Source organism: Streptomyces sp. Ru72 (assembly GCF_002920635.1).
GTDB lineage: Bacteria > Actinomycetota > Actinomycetes > Streptomycetales > Streptomycetaceae > Streptomyces.
In genome coordinates this window covers 69,748-86,608 of sequence record NZ_PQSR01000007.1, presented here as the reverse complement: position 1 = coordinate 86,608, position 16,861 = coordinate 69,748, and the positions used below count along the sequence as shown (strand labels likewise).

The following is a 16,861-nucleotide window of genomic DNA, read 5'->3' as shown; positions in this document are numbered from 1 at the left end:
GATGAAGAGATCCGATGAGAGATCTGCAGAGTTCCTGAAGTGATGAGTGGTGCTGTGCTGCTGCCTGGTGCTCATGGGGGCAGACGGTCACCGGACGGGCCGGGAACCGCCGAGTTCGCCCTCCCAGCGGCGGTACAGCCGGTGCGGCACCCCCGCCGCGTCCAGCACCCGCCCCGCGACGAAGTCCACCAGGTCCTGGATGTGCGTGGCCCCCGCGTAGAACGCCGGTGACGCGGGCAGCACCACCGCGCCCGCCTCGTCCAGCGCCACCAGCTGCTTGAGGGTCTGCCCGGCCAGCGGGGTCTCCCGCACGGCGACGACCAGGCGCCGTCCCTCCTTGAGCGTGACGCTCGCGGCCCGCTGCAACAGGTCCTTGGACAACCCGAGCGCGACCCCCGCCACACACGCCGTGGACGCGGGCACGATCAGCATGCCCTTCGACGGGTACGACCCTGAGGACGGCCCTGCGGCCAGGTCACCGGCGCTCCAGTGCCGCACGCGGTCCCCGTCGACGTCGACCACGAACGTCCCGGGCTTTCCGTCGGCGCCCCGTCCCAGCCACTCGCGCAGGTCCTCCCGCCAGTGGGCGTCCCGGAAGGCGATCCCGGTCTCGTCGAGCAGGGTGAGCCGCGAGGCACGGGAGACGACGAGGTCGACGCTCTCGCCCGCGGCGAGGAGTCCGCGCAGCACGGCGGCGGCATACGGGGTGCCGGAGGCGCCGGACACCCCTACGATCCAAGGCGTACGCGGCGTCTCTCCTGGCTTGGCTGGGTTCACGACACCGAGCCTATCCGGCGCCGCGGGGCAGGAACGGGCCAAGGGGCGGTTCCCGCAGCCCCCGCCCGCCTGCCTCCTCGCCCGGTACCGGAACCCGCTCATCAGAACGGCCCCTCCGCCCACGAGCAGAGGGGCCGTCCCGGCGCGTGCCGGTCAATGGCCCGGCGCGCACCGGTACAGCGTCTGGGCCGCGACCGCCCCGCCGGCCGTGCCCGGGGCGGCGGAGTCCGTGCCGCCGTACGCCGAGGCCGGGACCGGGGTGCAGGCGGAGCGGACCCAGTCGGTGATCTGCGCCGTGGCCGTCGTCCCACCACCGCCGCCGAACAGGGCGCCCGTGCCGCGGCCGCCGCCCAGCAGCACGTACCGCACCTTGCCGGTGTCGACCAGCTCCCGGAACTGCGCCTGCGTCGGGAACGGCACCCTGCCGCTGAAGCCGCCGAGCGGCAGGACGTGGGCACCGGTGGCGAGGATGTACGGGGACGCGCCGTTCCAGCTGGTGGTGGCGAACACATAGGCGGCCGAGCCCTGGTGCGCGGTGGTGTAGTCGAGCACCTTCCGCTCGGCCACGGTGAGTCCGCCCTGCACGCCGAAGCCGCCGAAGCCGCCCATGCCGCCGAAGCCACCCACGCCGCCGAAGCCGCCCCTGCCGCCGCGGGCCGCCGTGGTGCCGCGCGTCGCGCCGCCGCCCCAGGCCGGTCGGCCCGTCCGGCCGGCCGCCGAGACCACCGAGCCGCGGCCGCGGTCGGCGGCGGAGGGACCGACCGCGCCCATGCCGGAACTGCCGTAGGAGGGGTTGAACACCTGCACCGCCCACGCGCTCGGCGCGAGCAGCACCGCCGTGAGGGAGGCCGCCAGTCCGGCGAGGGCGAGCCGGCCGCCGAAGGGCGTACGACCCGGACGGGCCCGCACCAACAGGACGACGGCGCCGAGACCGAGCATTCCCACCACGGGCGCCAGCCACGGCAGGAACGACGGGAACTGGCCGGCGAGGTACGCACTCCACGCCGCCGTCGCCGCCACCGCGCCCGGCAGCGCCCACGCGCGACGGCCGCCGGCGCGGTAGGCGCGCCACATCAGCGCGACGCCGCCGCCGGTGAGCGCGGCGAGCGGTACGGCGATCACGCCCATGTAGTACGTGTGGCCGGCCACGCTGCCCGCGCTGAAGACCAGGAAGTACGTGGCCAGCCACGTGCCCCAGAGGAGGAATCCGGAACGAGCCCGGTCGGTGCGCGGCCTGCCCCGGCGCCACAGCAGACCGCAGACGACGGCGACGGCGGCGATCGGGTAGAGCCAGCCGGTCTGCGAGGCGAGCGACGTACCGAACATCTTCGACCAGCCGTTCTGGTCACCGCCCCGGCCGCCGGTCCGGTGCAGCGCGTTCGTCCCGGCTCCCAGGGCGGCGCCCGTCACGGTACGGCGGTACCGGGCGCCCCCGCCGACTCCGGTGCCGCCCGTCCGGCCGGTCCCCTGCGCCAGGCCGGTCCCCTGCGCCGGGCGGGTCTCCTGCGCCGGGCCTGCTGCCTGCCACGGGCCGCCCCGGCCGCCTCCGCCGCCCTGTGTGGCGCTCACGCTGCCCGTGGAGGCCGCGCTGACGCCGAGGGAGGAGAAGCGGTTCAGGAAGTTGTAGCCGACCACCATGCTGAACGCGGAGTTGTTGGTGGTGCCATCCACATAGGGCCGGTCCTTGGCGGGGGTCAGGGTGACGGCGAGCATCCAGGACGCCGACACGGCGGTCATCACCACCGCGGACACGCCGAGGTGCGCCAGCCGCCTCCGCCACGTGATCGGCGCCGAGACGAGGTACACCAGGGTGAGCGCGGGCAGCACCGCCCACGCCTCCAGCATCTTGGCCTGGAAGCCGAGCCCGACCCACACACCGGCGAGCACCAGCGGGCGCAGCCGGCCGTCCCGGGCGGCACGCTGGGTGGCCTCGGCCGCCAGCAGCAGACACAACGTGAAGGCGGGGTCCTCGACGGCGGTGCGGTAGAGCCCCACGGCCACCGGGGTCAGCAGGAACGCCGTGGAGGCGACCAGCGCCGCGTTCACGCCCGCCCAGCGGCGCACCAGCCGGTGCAGGACCAGCAGGCTCGCCACCCCCTCGAGGACCTGGGGGAGGATCAGCGCCCACGGATGGAATCCGAAGATGCGCGCGGAAAGCGCCTGCGGCCACAGGAATCCCGGCAATTTGTCGAGCGTGATGGAATTCCCGGGGTCGAAAGAGCCGTAGAAGAAAGCCTTCCAACTCTCCGTCATACTGCGGACGGCGTTCGCATAGAACGTGTGGTACTGGCTGTGGTCGATCCCCCATGCGTAGAGCACGGCGGCGAGCGCGAGGATGACCAGTAGCGCCGGGCGCGCGTATGACGGCTGATCCGCCGGCGAACGCCACGGCGCGCGGCGAACGGAACCGGTGGGCGGGATGAGGACTGTCGTAGCCATGCACAGCAGTCTTGGGGCACAGGCGCGCCCGCCCCACCGAAAAGGCCCGTTTCGAGAAAGTTCTCGCCAGAATCAGGACGATTCTTTAACCCGGCCGGACGACATTTCAATCAGTGAAGTCCCGCCCATTACCGGCCCTGTACACACCCGGCCCACATGAATAACACAGTGGGCGCACAGCTTTTGGGCCGCACAGCTTTCAGGGCGCGCAGCTCCCGGTGTCCACGGCTTCCGGATCCACGCCTTTCAGACCGTCAGCCCGCGCACCAGCAGATCCAGCAGCGCACACACGAACAGGGCGATGCCGATGAACCCGTTGACGCTGAAGAAGGCCCGGTTCAGGCGGGTCAGGTCGTGCGGGCGGACGATGGTGTGCTCGTAGAGGAAGGCGCCCGCCACGATCACCAGGCCCAGCCAGAAGAAAGAGCCGGCGCCGGTGACGACCGCGTACCAGACGAACAGTGCCGTCGTGACGGCGTGACAGGCGCGAGCGCCCCAGACGGCCGCCGGAATGCCGAAGCGGGCCGGCACCGACAGGACTCCGGTCTCGCGGTCCGTCTCCACGTCCTGGCAGGCGTAGATCAGGTCGAAGCCGCCGATCCAGATGCCGACGGCGAGGCCGAGGATCACCGCGTCCCAGTCCCACCTGCCGCTGATCGCCAGCCAGCCGCCGACGGGGCCCATCGCCTGGGCGAGACCGAGGATGGCCTGCGGGAAGTTGGTGAACCGCTTGCCGTACGGATACACCACCATCGGGATCACGGCGATGGGGGCGAGCGCCAGGCACAGCGGGTTGAGCAGGGCCGCGGCGCCCAGGAAGAAGACCAGTGCGATCAGGGCACCGGTCCACGCGTGCCGCACCGTCATCGCGCCGGTGACCAGCTCGCGGTGGGCGGTGCGCGGGTTGCGGGCGTCGATCTCGCGGTCGATGATCCGGTTCGCGGCCATGGCGAAGGTGCGCAGCCCCACCATGGCGACCGTGACGAGGAGCAGCCGTCCCCAGTGGATGTTCCGGTCCCACTGGTACATCGCGGTCAGCGAGGCGATGTACGCGAAGGGCAGGGCGAAGACGGAGTGCTCGATCATCACAAGCCGCAGGAACGCCTTGGTGCGTCCGGGCTGCGGAATCGCGGCGGAGGCGCTGCTCACAGGCCGTACTCCTTCCAGCGGCGGGTGACCTTCGCCGCCGTATCGGGGTCGGACAGGACCATGTCGGGCCAGCCGCCGTCCCTCGTGTAGCCCTCCTCGGGCCACTTCTTCGTGGCGTCGATGCCCGCCTTGCCGCCCCAGAACTGCTGGTAGGAGGCGTGGTCGAGATGGTCGACGGGGCCTTCGACGACCGTGAGGTCGCGGGCGTAGTCCGTGTTGCCGAGGGCGCGCCAGGCGACCTCGTGCAGATCGTGGACGTCGCAGTCGGAGTCGACGACCACGATCAGCTTGGTGAGAGACATCATGTGTGCGCCCCAGACGGCGTGCATCACCTTCTGGGCGTGCTTGGGGTACTTCTTGTCGATCGAGACGATCGCGCAGTTGTGGAAGCCCCCCGCCTCGGGCAGGTGGTAGTCCACGATGTCCGGCACGATGATCTTCAGCAGAGGGAGGAAGAACCGCTCCGTCGCGCGGCCGAGCGGTCCGTCCTCCGTCGGCGGGCGGCCCACGACGATCGACTGGAGCAGCGGGCGGCGGCGCATGGTGACGCAGTCGATCGTCAGCGCCGGGAAGGGCTCCTGAGGGGTGTAGAAGCCGGTGTGGTCGCCGAACGGCCCCTCCGGCAGCATCTCGCCGGGCTCCAGCCAGCCCTCCAGGACCACCTCGGCGTTCGCCGGGACCTGGAGCGGCACGGTCTTGCAGTCGACCATCTCGATCCGCTTGCCCGCGATGAACCCGGCGAACAGGTACTCGTCGATGTCGCCGGGCAGCGGCGCGGTGGCGGCGTACGTCACGGCGGGCGGGCAGCCGAAGGCGATGGCGACCGGCAGCCGCTCCCCGCGCCGGGCCGCCACCTGGTAGTGGTTGCGGCTGTCCTTGTGGATCTGCCAGTGCATGCCGATGGTGCGCCTGTCGTGGCGCTGGAGGCGGTACAGACCGAGGTTGCGGATCCCGGTCTCGGGGTCCTTGGTGTGGGTGAGCCCGAGGTTGAAGAAGGAGCCGCCGTCCTTGGGCCAGGTGAACAGGGCCGGCAGGACGTCGAGGTCGACGTCGTCGCCGTGCAGCACCACTTCCTGGACGGGCGCGTCAGCGGCCTTCACCTTCCTGGGCGGCACGTGCGCCATCGCGCCGAGCTTCCCGAAGGCCTCGCGCACCCCGACGAACCCGTGCGGCAGTTCGGGCCTGAGCAGGCCGCCGATCTTCTCGGAGATCTCGTCGTACGACTTCAGGCCGAGGGACTTCAGCAGCCGCCGGTCGGTGCCGAACACGTTCATCGCCAGCGGCATGCTCGACCCGCGCACGTTCTCGAAGAGCAGCGCGGGGCCACCGGACTTCTGCACCCGGTCGACGATCTCCCCGACCTCCAGATAGGGGTCGACCTCTGCCTTGATGCGCTTGAGGTCTCCCTCGCGCTCCAGCGCCCGGAGCAGGGACCGAAGATCGTCGTAAGCCATGCGTCCCAGTATCGCCGAGAGCCGGTTCGGAACTCCGGGCGCCCCGGCGGTTCGGCCGGGGTCCGGCCCGCGGCGGAGCGGCTGTGGGACGCGGCGGCCCCCGGAACCGCACAGCGGCCACCCGCTACCCTGACCCCGTCACCGGGGCCTGTCGCACGCCCCTCGCCGTCTCCTGGGGGATCGCACCACCATGTTCAGGTATCTGCCGTTCCTGCTGGTCCTGGCGCTGTGGATATACGCCTTCATCGACTGCCTGAACACCCCCGAGGAGCAGGTGCGCGGGCTGCCCAAGGTGGTCTGGGTCATCATCATCCTGCTCTTCGGCGAGGTGCTGGTCGGCCCGATCGCCTGGCTGGTGGCCGGCAAGCACCGCGGCCCCGCCCCGAACGGCTCCACGCCCTCCGAGTGGCACCGCAACCACCGCACCGCCTTTGTCGCACCCGACGACAACCCCGAGTTCCTGAGGTCCCTCAAGGAAGAGAACAAGAAGGACGAGGCCCTGCTCAAGGAGTGGGAGGCCGACCTGCGCCGCCGCGAGGAGGAACTGCGGCGCCGGGAGCGGGGCGAGGGGCCCGCGGCCGACTGATGGAGCTGAGGCTGCTCGTCACCTTCGAGAAGGTCGCCACCGTCCTGAGCTTCACCCGGGCCGCGGCCGAGCTGATGTACGCGCAGTCCAGTGTGACCTCCCAGATCCGGGCGCTGGAGTCCTCGCTGGGTGCCGAGTTGTTCGACCGGCTGGGCAGCCGCATCCGGCTCACCGAGGCGGGCGAGCGGTTGCTGCCCTACGCCCGGCAGATCATCGAGCTGAGCGAGGAGGCACGGACGGCGGTGACCGGCGCCGAGGAACCGGCCGGCACCCTGACCGTCGGCACCATGGAGTCGCTGACGTCCTACCGGCTGCCCCCGCTGCTGGAGTTCTTCCACCACCGCTACCCCAAGGTGCGCCTGGCGCTGCGCACCACCATCGGCGACGAGACCCGGCAGGCGCTCCGGCAGGGGACGTACGACCTGGGCTTCCTGATGGAGGAGGAGACCGAGCACGCCGGGCTGGAGTCGGAGGTGCTGGCGGTGGAGCCGCTGGCGCTGGTGGCGGCAGCCGGGCACTCGCTCGCCGGGAAGCGGGTCGCCCTCTCCGACCTGGTGCGGGAGTCCCTGCTCGCCACCGAACCCGGTTGCGCCTACCGGGATTTGTTCGAGCGGGAGCTGACCGCTCTGGCGCCGGTGGACTTCATGGAGTTCGGCACGATCGAGGCCACCAAGCGCGCGGCGGCGGCCGGCCTCGGGATCGCGCTGCTGCCCGAGACGACGGTCGCCGCCGAACTCGCGGAGGGTGTGCTCGTACGGCTGCTGTGGGAGCCGCCGTTCACGCTTCGCACGCAGCTCGCGTGGCGGGCCGGGAAGCGGCTTCCGGCGCACGCGCGGCTGTTCGTGGAGCAGGCGCGGAGGCTGGTGTCGGAACAGGCCGGGCAAGGGTGACCTTCAGGCTCGCCGTCACGATCAGCGGGACGCCGAGCGCTTGGACGAGCCCGATGTGGTGGCCGTAGACCGCCCAGTCCATGACCATCGCGACCGCCGGATAGACGAAGGCGAGCACGGCGATCTTCGAGGTCGGGAGCTGGGCGTAGGCGGCGTACATGAGGACGTACATCAGCCCGGTGTGGATCACGCCGAGACCGACCAGCCAACCCCAGTCCGCGCCCTGCCCCCGCATCGCGCCGAAGTCGGCGAAGGGCAGCAGCAGCGGGATGCCGACGAGTACCTGCACGAGGGCGATGAGGTGTGGCCGTACGCCGGTGATGTGCTTGGTGACGAGGGTGGACAGCCCGTACAGAAGGGCGGCGAGGAGCGCCTGTCCCACCCCGACCAGGTACGAGCCGCCGTTGCCGAAGTCGCTCGGGGTGACGCCCGACACGAGGACGAGCCCCGCGAAGGCGACGGCCACCCAGCCGAGCCTGGCGGCCGTGAGCCGCTCGCGGAACAGCAGGGCACCGAGCAGCACGACGTAGAACGGCTGCGTGTGGTACACGACCGTCGCCACGGAGATGGACGTGTTCCGGTACGCCTGGAAGAGCAGCACCCAGTTGAACACGATGAACACCCCGCCGAGGACGGCGAGGGCCAGGGTGCGGCGGGTGAAGCCGTGGCCGCGCAGCCAGCCGCGGGCCGTGACGTAGGCGCCGAGGGCGAGCGCGCCGAACAGGACGCGGAAGAAGACGACGTCGAAGGGGGAGGCGCCCGACTCGACGACGAAGACACCGAGGGTGCCGGAGAGCACCATGGCGGTCGTCAGCTGGGCCGTGCCCTTGGTCTCAGGGGTCATGTCCTGGACGCTACGAGGGGGCGGACGCGCCGGTCCAGGCGCTGGTGGGGCGTGCTGCCGATGGGCCCATCGGCGCCGTCGATGGGTCGAGGCGGCCGCCACGTCGTCCGCGGCCGACTGCTGCTGCGGGTGGCGTCCTCCTGACGTCTCCTCCCGGCACCGCGCGCTGACGGCGGTCGCCGGGATCGCCGCGACGGCCGCCGCGGTCGGCGCGCCGGTCCCGGAGGCGGTGAACAGGGTCCTCGGGCTGCTGGGCGGCCAGTAGCCCGCAAGGCTGGAGCGACGGCGCCCGGACCCGGGCCGGGCGGGCCGCCGCGCTCCCGCCGGGGTACGACTGAGGACGTCGGTATCGACTCGGGCAGGGAGCACCACAGTGAGCGAACCCCGTATCCCCACCATCGACCTGCGCCCCTGGCTGGAGGGCGCCCCGGACGCCCGCGCCCGGATCGCCCGTACCGTCGACGAGGCCTTGCAGAGCGCCGGGTTCCTGCTGGTCACCGGGCACGGCGTGGAGACCTCTCTGCGCGCGGGGATCCGTGCCGCCGCGCGGGGCTTCTTCGCCCTGCCCGTCGAGGTCAAGGAGAAGTACGCGGCCAAGGTCGGCGGACGCGGCTGGCTCGGTCCCGGAGCCGAGGCCAACGGCTACGCGGAGGGCACCGAGACCCCGCCCGACCTGAAGGAGTCGCTGACGTTCGCGACCCAGGAGCCGTTCGGGGACCCGGAGGTCGATGCGGAGTGGTACGCGCCCAACGTGTGGCCGGCCGAGGTGCCCGAACTGCGCGGGCTGTGCGAGGAGTACCTGGCGCGGATGGCACGGCTGGAGAGCCGCCTGCTGTCGCTGCTGGGCGAGGCGCTGGGCCTGGAACCGGACTTCTTCACCCGACACATGGGCCACCCGACGTACGGCTTCAACATCAACTGGTATCCGGGCACGGAGGTCGTCGGTGAGCCGGAGCCGGGCCAGTTCCGCATCGGCCCGCACACCGACTTCGGCACCGTCACGATCCTGGACCGCCAGGCGGGCAAGGGCGGTCTGCAGGTGTGGACGGACGACGGCGGCTGGGAGGACGCCCCGTACGACCCGGACGCTTTCACCATCAACATCGGCGACCTGATGGCCCGCTGGACCGGCGACCGCTGGCGCTCGGGCCGCCACCGCGTCCTGCCGCCGCCGGCCGAGGCCCCCGGCGAGGAGCTGATGTCGCTCGTCTACTTCGGCGAGTGCACCCCGGGCACGATCGTGGAGTCGGTGCCGGCGCCGGTGGGGCGGGTGGCGTACGAGCCCGTGGACTCGCACGTGTATCTGCGGCAGAAGCTGGACTCGATCACAGTGGGCTGAGAATCGGCCAACACCGGAAGATTTCCGCAACCCGACGGCCGTGCTGTGCACCGGTCCGAATCAACTCCCCATTTTTCAACAGTGGTCTGGGTATACCTCACTTCTGGGTACAGCTCACAGCAGCACATCGAAGCGGACCGCGCCGGGGGGAGATGCGGTGGACGACAGACGGCTGCACGGCCGGGAGCCTCTGTTCGACACCGAGCCGCCCGGGCTCGCCTCGCGGCTCGTCGGCCTGCGACCCCACCAGCTGCGCTCCTGCCCGTACGAGCACGACGGCGACCTGCCGTTCGTGGTGTTCGCGGGCGGTCGCGGACTCGGCAAGAGCGCAACCCTCGCCGAGGTGCGCGCCGCCTACCAGGGGCACACGCCCGTCGCGCTGATCGACGGTGAGGAGCCCCAGTTCGCCGGGCCGCCGCCGGAGCGGCCCGGCGAGGTCTGGTCACCGGTCGCTCAGGCGCTGACCACCGTCGCCGAGCAGCTCGCCGAGCCCGTCACGGGCGCCCGGCGGATCGGGTTCCCGCGGCTCGCCTCAGGGCTGCTCGCGGTCGCGGCGGGCGGCTGGGGCGACCGGGACGTACCGCGCATCCGGCAGGAGGCCGAGCGGATCCTCCTGCTGAACGACTCCCGGTCCTTCCTCGACGGCTTCGCGGGCCGCTGGGTGAGCAAGGTGGTCGCCAAGCTGATCGCGTCCATGTCGAACACCGGGCCCGTCGTCGAGCCGATCATCGAGGCGACCCTGGAGTCCTTCAGCGAGGGCGTCTCCCCCACCCACCGCCGGCTGCGCAGGGCGGCCACCTGGTACCGCGACTACCCGAACGCGGGCGGCAACCCCAAGCTGGGGCTCATCCTGCTGTCCGGGCACTTCCGGGCCGGCGGCGACTCCCGCACCCACGCCGAGCGCCATCTCGTGCGGGCCCTGCTGGCCGACCTGGACGACGCCTACGCCGGTGTGGTGCAGCGGTCCCGCCGCGTCGGCCGCCCGGTGATCCTCATCGACAACGTGCAGGAGCCCGCCGGACGCGGCCTGCTGGAGTGCGTTCTACGTGACCGCGCGGACGGCATCCGCGACCAGGTCGTCTTCTTCGCGGCCCTGCGCGGCTACACCCACCCGGCCCTGCGCAACGCGGCCCGCCGCACCCTGACCGAGGTCGCCCGCACCACCGGCTGGGAACCCGGCGCCTCCCCGTCCTCCCGGGCGCTGCTCGTGTCGCTGCCGCCGCTCAAGCCCGACGACACCCTGCACATCGTGGGCGCCGTCTGCCGGGGCGTCGACGTACCGCCCCAACTTCCGCACGCCACGCACCGGCTCACCGGCGGCAACCCGCTCGGCATCACCCTGCTCGCGGAGTCGGCGCGGCAGAACCTGCCGCGCGGGGCCGCGTCCCTCGGCGCCCTGCTCACCGGGGACGTCACCGTCCATGACGAGCACGACGGCCGCCCCGCCTACCAGGAGCTGCTGGACCGGCTGGTGCCGGGCGGCCGGCTCGACGAGCTGACCGTGCTCGCGGCCGCCCACGACCGCCCGTCCGCTCTGGCGCTCGCCCGGGACCGCCTCCCGGACGACTTCGGCGCGGCCGGGGTGCTCGGACTGGAGGAACGGCTCGCCGCGGAGGGCCGGCCGAGCGCGCCGGGACAGTTCGTCGGGGACCCGTTCCTGCGCGCGCTGCTCCTGCTGCGGCTGCACCACCTCGACGCGGGCCACGCCCAGTGGCAGGCGGCGCACCGCGCGCTCGTCGACCACTACGGCGAGCAGGGCGGGGCGGACGCCGCCCGCTACCGGCTGCACCACGAACTCGCCCTCGGCAAGGCGGACTTCGCCGTGGCCCATCTGCGCGACACCTTCACCGGCACGGATGTCGGCACCTGGCTGTCCGCGCTGGTCTTCATCGCGTCCGCGCCCTACTACCACGCGCACGACCCCGAGGGCCGGGACTTCGACGGCGGTCACGACCACGACCACCGGGCCGCCGTCGCGCTCGGCCGTACGGACGCCGAACAGCGGCCGCCGCAGGGCGTGGACCCCGTCCTGCACCTGCGGGTGCGGCGGCTGCTGCACGCTGTGTGGCAGCTGACCGACCCGCTGGTGCTGCCCGATGTGAAGGTGGCCGAGCGGCTGCGCTTCGAACTGGAACAGCTGTCGAACCTGCACCCCTCGGGCACCGCCCTGCTGTGGCGGGCCTCGCGGGACTGGCCGACGGACGCGCTGGCCGGACGGCCACTGCGCATCCCCGGCGACGACGAGGACGGGGACCGGGGATGACCGGCGCGACGACGGGCCGGTGCGGTCGGTGTGGCCGCAGTGTTGGGGATGGCTGGGGTGGGCCGGGTGGTGCGGGTGGCCGGGGTGGTCTCCGCGGACCGTACGAGAACGGGGGGCGATGATGGCGGCACGCTGGTGGACCTGGCTGCGCGAGGACGTGTGGGAGATCCGCTTCCGCCGGTATGCGGCGCTGCTGGTCGCCGCCGTGCTGGTGGCCGGCACCGCGTGGGGCGTCGTCACCTACATCGGCCGGCAGCCCTCCTGCGCCCCGGGGGTGGCCCGCCTCGAAGGGGGCGACTGCGTGGGCGTGTCGACGACGGCGTACGACTTCGGGCAGCGTCGGTTCGCCGACGTGGTGCAGGCGGTGTACCGGGAGAACGACCGTCTGAAGTCCGGCGGTTACGTCACCGTCGCGCTCTTCGAGCCGTTCACCGCGAGCGACCCGGACAGTGTCGACGACACGCTGCACGAACTCCAGGGCGCCTACCTCGCCCAGTACCGGGCCAACCACGACGCGACCGGTGAGATGCCCCAGATCCGGCTGGTGCTCGCCAACACCGGCCGGGACGGGTCCTACTGGCCGCGCGTGGTCGACCGGCTGACGCGGATGGCCGAGGGCGCCGACCGGCTGCGGGCGGTGACCGGGATAGGGCTGAGCACCGACAACAACCGTGCCGCCGTCAAGGAGCTGACCCACCGCGGTATACCGGTCGTGGGCTCCTCCATCACCGCCGACAGCCTCGCCAACGGGGCCGACGGCAAGGATCCCTACCCGGGGCTCGCCCGTGTCGCCCCCACCAACAGCGACTCGGCCCGTGCGCTCGCCTCCTTCGCCCGGGTCTCCGGGGGCAGGGCGCTGCTGGTCTACGACAAGCCGGGCGACCCCTACACACGCACCCTGCAGAGCGCGTTCGAGAAGCTGGTGGCCGGATCGCCGTACCAGGCGCAGCCGTTCACCCCGCCCGAGGACCGAACGCAGGAGGGCACGACCGCGAACCAGTTCCGGCAGATCACCCAACTGGTGTGCGACACCCCGAAGACCACGGACACGATCCTGTTCGCCGGGCGCCACACCCAGCTGCGGCAGTTCGTCAACGCGCTGGGTGCGCGCGGCTGCATGGACCACCGGCTCACCGTGCTCACGGGCGACGAGGGCTCGTACCTCAACGGGGACAAGCGCCTCGACTGGAAGGCCCTCGCGCGGAACCTGTCCGTGCGCTACACCGCGCTCGCGCATCCCGACGCGTGGAAGAAGGAGACGGCGCGGACGGGCGGCAGCGCCGCGGACGCACAGGAGCTCGACGGCCTGATCGCGCGTGGCGCGAAGCAGCCGGTGGGGCCGATCGGGGCGGTGGATCTCGCCGACGGACAGCTGATCATCGCGTACGACGCCATGCGGCTCGCGGTGCAGGGGATGCGGGAGGCCACGCCGACCGGCAGCGCGGTGCCTGCGCTGACGGACGTGGTGAACGAGTGGGCGTTCATGAAGGGCTCGCACCGGGTGGACGGGGCGAGCGGTTGGATCTGCCTCGACGTGCACGGGAACCCGTACGACAAGGCCGTGCCGATCGTGGAACTCACCCCGGACGGGGGTGCGCGGTTCGTGCGGATCGCCTGGCCCGAGGGCCGTCCGCCGGCCAAGGAGTGCCTGCCGCCCGCCTAGGGACCGTCGTCGGGGACCTGGGCCACGGACCCCAGCAAGCGTTCGAACCGGTCTCGCCAGCCCGGGTCCCTGTCCTCCGCGCTCTCGTGCGTGAACCGCACCGTCGTCCCCGTCGGGCGGCCCGGCTCCAGGTGGAAGCGGATGCGACCCCGGCCCCGCACCGTGTACTCGGCGACCCGCTCCACGTCCCAGGCCGTGATCCGGCCCTCGGCCGGGCCGTCCGGGAGCCGCAGGCCCACCGCGCCGCCGAGTCGCGGTTCGAACGGCTCGGCGGGGGCCAGCCACTCCGCGAGCCCCTCGGCGGAGGCCAGCACCGGCCAGACGTCCTCCACGGGGCGGGGCAGGCGCAGCAGGTAGTGCCGTACGTACGCGTCCCCCCGGTGCTCGGCGGTGCCCTCTTCGATGGGATCGGTCATGACACCAGCGTCACTCCCGGTGGAACGTTCCGCATCCGTGCCCGCCGTACGGCGAAGGCCGGTCCCCTGACCCGCGTCATGGGAACCGGCCTTCGTCGCAGCTGCTCAGACGCCCGCGTACGAGTGCTTGCCGCCCACGAAGATGTTCACGCCGTAGTAGTTGAACAGCCAGCAGCCGAAGGCGATCAGCGCGATGTACGCCGCCTTGCGGCCCTTCCAGCCGGCCGTGGAGCGGGCGTGCAGGTAGCAGGCGTAGGCGACCCAGGTGATGAACGCCCAGGTCTCCTTCGGGTCCCAGCCCCAGTAGCGGCCCCAGGCGGACTCCGCCCAGATGGCGCCCGCGATGATCGTGAACGTCCACAGCGGGAAGACGGCGGCGTTCACGCGGTAGGAGAACTTGTCCAGGGACGCCGAGGACGGCAGCCGCTCCAGGACGGACGTGGCGAAGGTGCCGGGCTTGCCGCCGCTCGCCAGCTTGTTCTCGTAGGAGTCCTTGAACAGGTACAGCATCGTGCCGACCGCGCCGACGTAGAAGACCGCGCCGCAGATGATCGCGGTGGAGACGTGGATGTACAGCCAGTACGAGTGCAGGGCCGGGACCAGCTGGTCGCTCGCCGTGTAGAGGACGGTGACGGCGAGGCCGAGGTCGAGCAGGACCGTGGTGGTCAGGAAGAGGCCGAGCCAGCGCACGTTCTTCTTCAGCGCGAGCAGCGTGAGGTAGACGCCGACGGCGACCGTGGAGAACGTGATGTTGAACTCGTACATGTTGCCCCACGGCGCGCGCTCCACGGAGGCCGCGCGGGCGATCACGCCGCCGAGCTCCACGAGGAACGCGAGCACGGTGAGGGAGATGGCGATACGGCCGTAGAGGTCGCCCTGCTCGTCACCGCCGTGGGCGCCGGGGCCGTCCGGCACGTCACGTGCGCCGGCCACGGCCCGGGTGACGACCTTGGGCCGCTCCAGGACCGCGGTGCCCCCCGCCTTGTTGACCGTGACCGCGGGCCCGGCGGCCTTGCTCCCGGCCTCGGTGGTGAGCGCGTTGGCCGTGCGGGCGACCTTGCTGCGGCTGCCGAAGAGCCATTCGGCGATGTACGCGAAGAAGGCCAGGGTGTAGACGGCCATCGCGGAGTAGATCAGCGTGTTGCTGATGTTCGCGAGGTGTTCGTTGGTGGCGGTGGCGAGGGTCACTTCTTCTGAGCCCCTTCAGCGGCAGGTACGGGGGTTGCGGCGTCCGGCTCCTGTTCGGGGTCGGCGTCGGGGGTCGTGTCGTCGGCGGCCTCGCCGGGCTCGGCGGAGTCGTCGTTCTCGTCGGTCTTCGTGGGTGCCTGCTCGTGGACGAGTGCGGCCAGGTCGCCCAGTTCCTCGGCGACCTTCGCGGACTCGCTGCGGCCGAGGCCCGCCATCTCCACGACGGTGACGCCGTCGGCACCGGTCGTCGCGCGCACCCACACGCGGCGGCGCTGGATGAACAGCGAGGCGGCCAGGCCGAAGATCGCGGCGATCGCGCCGCCGAGCGCCCAGCCGGTGCCGGGCTGCTGCACCACCTGGAAGCCGGCCCACGACTTGATCTGCTTGTCGAAGGTGATCGAGCCGTTCCCGCCCGGCAGCTTCATGGTCTCGCCGGGCAGCAGACGGGCCTTGACGATGTTCCCCTTGGCGTCCTTGTACGGCTTCAGACCCCTGGCCTTGGTGTCCAGCTGGTACACGTTCTGCGGGATGCCCGCGTTGACGCCCAGGTCGCCGTGGTACGCGGAGACAGCGAGCACCGGGTAGTCGAGCGCCGGGAACTGGGAGAACATCGTGCCCTGGCCGGCGCCCGCGAAGGTCGGCACGAAGAACGCCGGGAAGCCGAGCTGCTCGGACTGGCCCTGGGCGTTCTTGTAGCCGTCGAGGACCTTGATGGCGCCCTGCGAGGTCACGTTGGAGTCGATCGGCAGCAGCGGCACCGCGTCATGGAAGACGACGTTCCCCTTGCCGTCGCGGACGGTGACGACGGGCGCGTAGCCGTGGCTGACCAGGTAGACCTTGGCGTCGCCGATCACCAACGGCTCGTTGACCTTGATGGTGGTCTTCTTGTCCTTGCCGTAGGCGCCCACGCTGTAGGTGATGTTCGCCTGGTAGGTGCGCGGGGTGCCCTTGTTGGGACCGTTGCGCTCGTAGGTGCCGGTGAACTTGTCCAGAGTGAAGCTGAACGGCACCAGGTTGTCGTCGCTGAAGAGGTTGCCGGACTTGAAGTCGTCGTACTGGGTGAGGGTGTTGGAGAAGCCGTCGCCCTCGACGATCAGCTTGTTGCCCTCCGTCTTGTACAGCTGGCCCCAGGCGAAGGCGACCAGCATCACGACGAGAGCGATGTGGAAGACCAGGTTGCCGGCCTCGCGCAGATAGCCCTTCTCGGCGGCGACGGCGTCCCCGGCGACATGAGCCCGGAAGCGGCGGCGCCGCAGCAGCGCCAGCGCGGCCTCGCGGACCTGCTCGGGATCGGCGTCGGTGCGCCAGGTCGCGTAGGCGGGCAGCCGGGTCAGCCGCTTGGGGGCGGCCGGCGGGCGGCCCCTGAGCTGGCCGGTGAACTGCCAGGTGCGCGGCACGATGCAGCCGATGAGCGAGATGAACAGCAGGATGTAGATCGCGGAGAACCACACCGAGCTGTAGACGTGGAACAGTCCGAGCTTGTCGTAGATCTCGCCGAGCGTCTTGTGCGCGTCCTTGAAGTCCTGGACCTTCAGCGCGTTCTGGCCGGTCTGCGGGATCAGCGAGCCGGGGACCGCGGCGAGCGAGAGCAGGAACAGCAGGATCAGCGCGACCCGCATGGAGGTCAGCTGCCGCCAGAACCAGCGGACCCAGCCGATGATCTCCCGCGCGGTCCAGGTGATCCAGCCCTTGGCGCCGGGGGCGCGGGAGCCGCCGAAGGAGCCGGGCATGGCCGTCTCGGTGGGGGCGGTGGACAGTTGCGAACCGGCCTCGCCGAGGTCGGGCTCACTGCCGTGCGCCAGGATCTCGGGGGTCTCGTCACTGTGCACGTCGGTGCTCCGTGTGTCGCTCAT

The 16,861-nt window shown here is 71.6% G+C and carries 13 protein-coding genes; 5 read left to right on the top strand and 8 right to left on the bottom strand.

The genetic code is table 11. From position 1 onward, the window contains the following. Positions 1-87 precede the first annotated feature (87 nt). From C3488_RS05485 to C3488_RS05470, 4 genes are all read right to left on the bottom strand, one after another. The gene (locus C3488_RS05485) at positions 88-777 is read right to left on the bottom strand and encodes a UbiX family flavin prenyltransferase (RefSeq protein ID WP_103838153.1); all 690 of its coding nucleotides are present in this window, start codon (positions 775-777) and stop codon (positions 88-90) included. A 153-nt stretch (positions 778-930) separates the two neighbouring features. After that, the gene (locus tag C3488_RS05480; RefSeq protein WP_103838152.1) at positions 931-3,216 is read right to left on the bottom strand and encodes a glycosyltransferase family 39 protein; all 2,286 of its coding nucleotides are present in this window, start codon (positions 3,214-3,216) and stop codon (positions 931-933) included. A 246-nt stretch (positions 3,217-3,462) separates the two neighbouring features. Further along, on the bottom strand, positions 3,463-4,365 hold the full coding sequence (mqnP, locus tag C3488_RS05475) for a menaquinone biosynthesis prenyltransferase MqnP (protein WP_103838151.1): 903 nt from the start codon (positions 4,363-4,365) through the stop codon (positions 3,463-3,465). Further along, entirely contained in the window at positions 4,362-5,819 is a 1,458-nt protein-coding gene (locus tag C3488_RS05470; protein ID WP_103838150.1) for a menaquinone biosynthesis decarboxylase, read from the bottom strand. The genes mqnP and C3488_RS05470 overlap by 4 nt, the downstream gene beginning before the upstream one ends. Before the next feature lie 190 nt (positions 5,820-6,009). Between C3488_RS05470 and C3488_RS05465 the strand changes: the two genes are divergently transcribed. Both C3488_RS05465 and C3488_RS05460 read left to right on the top strand, forming a co-directional pair. Continuing rightward, entirely contained in the window at positions 6,010-6,405 is a 396-nt protein-coding gene (locus C3488_RS05465; protein ID WP_103838149.1) for a PLD nuclease N-terminal domain-containing protein, read from the top strand. After that, positions 6,405-7,295 (top strand): LysR family transcriptional regulator, encoded by an 891-nt coding sequence (locus C3488_RS05460; RefSeq protein ID WP_103838148.1) that lies wholly within the window; start codon positions 6,405-6,407, stop codon positions 7,293-7,295. Before C3488_RS05465 ends, C3488_RS05460 begins: the two co-directional genes overlap by 1 nt. On the opposite strand, the gene C3488_RS05455 is transcribed toward C3488_RS05460, so the two are convergent. Then, on the bottom strand, positions 7,183-8,139 hold the full coding sequence (locus C3488_RS05455) for a DMT family transporter (protein ID WP_103838147.1): 957 nt from the start codon (positions 8,137-8,139) through the stop codon (positions 7,183-7,185). The genes C3488_RS05460 and C3488_RS05455 overlap by 113 nt on opposite strands. A 373-nt stretch (positions 8,140-8,512) precedes the next feature. On the opposite strand from C3488_RS05455, the gene C3488_RS05445 reads away from it, so the two are divergent. The 3 genes from C3488_RS05445 to C3488_RS05435 all read left to right on the top strand — a co-directional run bounded on the left by C3488_RS05445 (position 8,513) and on the right by C3488_RS05435 (position 13,404). Beyond that, a complete protein-coding gene (locus C3488_RS05445) occupies positions 8,513-9,478 on the top strand; it encodes an isopenicillin N synthase family oxygenase (RefSeq protein WP_181138893.1) in 966 nt (321 codons plus the stop codon). Positions 9,479-9,635: 157 nt separating this feature from the next. Then, a complete protein-coding gene (locus C3488_RS05440) occupies positions 9,636-11,741 on the top strand; it encodes a hypothetical protein (protein ID WP_103838144.1) in 2,106 nt (701 codons plus the stop codon). A 121-nt stretch (positions 11,742-11,862) separates the two neighbouring features. Further along, a complete protein-coding gene (locus tag C3488_RS05435) occupies positions 11,863-13,404 on the top strand; it encodes an ABC transporter substrate-binding protein (protein ID WP_103838211.1) in 1,542 nt (513 codons plus the stop codon). Here the strand turns inward: C3488_RS05435 and C3488_RS05430 are convergent. The 3 genes from C3488_RS05430 to C3488_RS05420 all read right to left on the bottom strand — a co-directional run bounded on the left by C3488_RS05430 (position 13,401) and on the right by C3488_RS05420 (position 16,861). Beyond that, positions 13,401-13,820, bottom strand: coding sequence for an SRPBCC domain-containing protein (locus tag C3488_RS05430; RefSeq protein ID WP_103838143.1), 420 nt, complete (start codon positions 13,818-13,820; stop codon positions 13,401-13,403). The genes C3488_RS05435 and C3488_RS05430 overlap by 4 nt on opposite strands. 105 nt (positions 13,821-13,925) lie before the next feature. Beyond that, positions 13,926-15,008 (bottom strand): c-type cytochrome biogenesis protein CcsB, encoded by a 1,083-nt coding sequence (ccsB, locus tag C3488_RS05425; protein ID WP_103838142.1) that lies wholly within the window; start codon positions 15,006-15,008, stop codon positions 13,926-13,928. After that, entirely contained in the window at positions 15,005-16,861 is a 1,857-nt protein-coding gene (locus tag C3488_RS05420; protein ID WP_181138892.1) for a cytochrome c biogenesis protein ResB, read from the bottom strand. Before C3488_RS05420 ends, ccsB begins: the two co-directional genes overlap by 4 nt.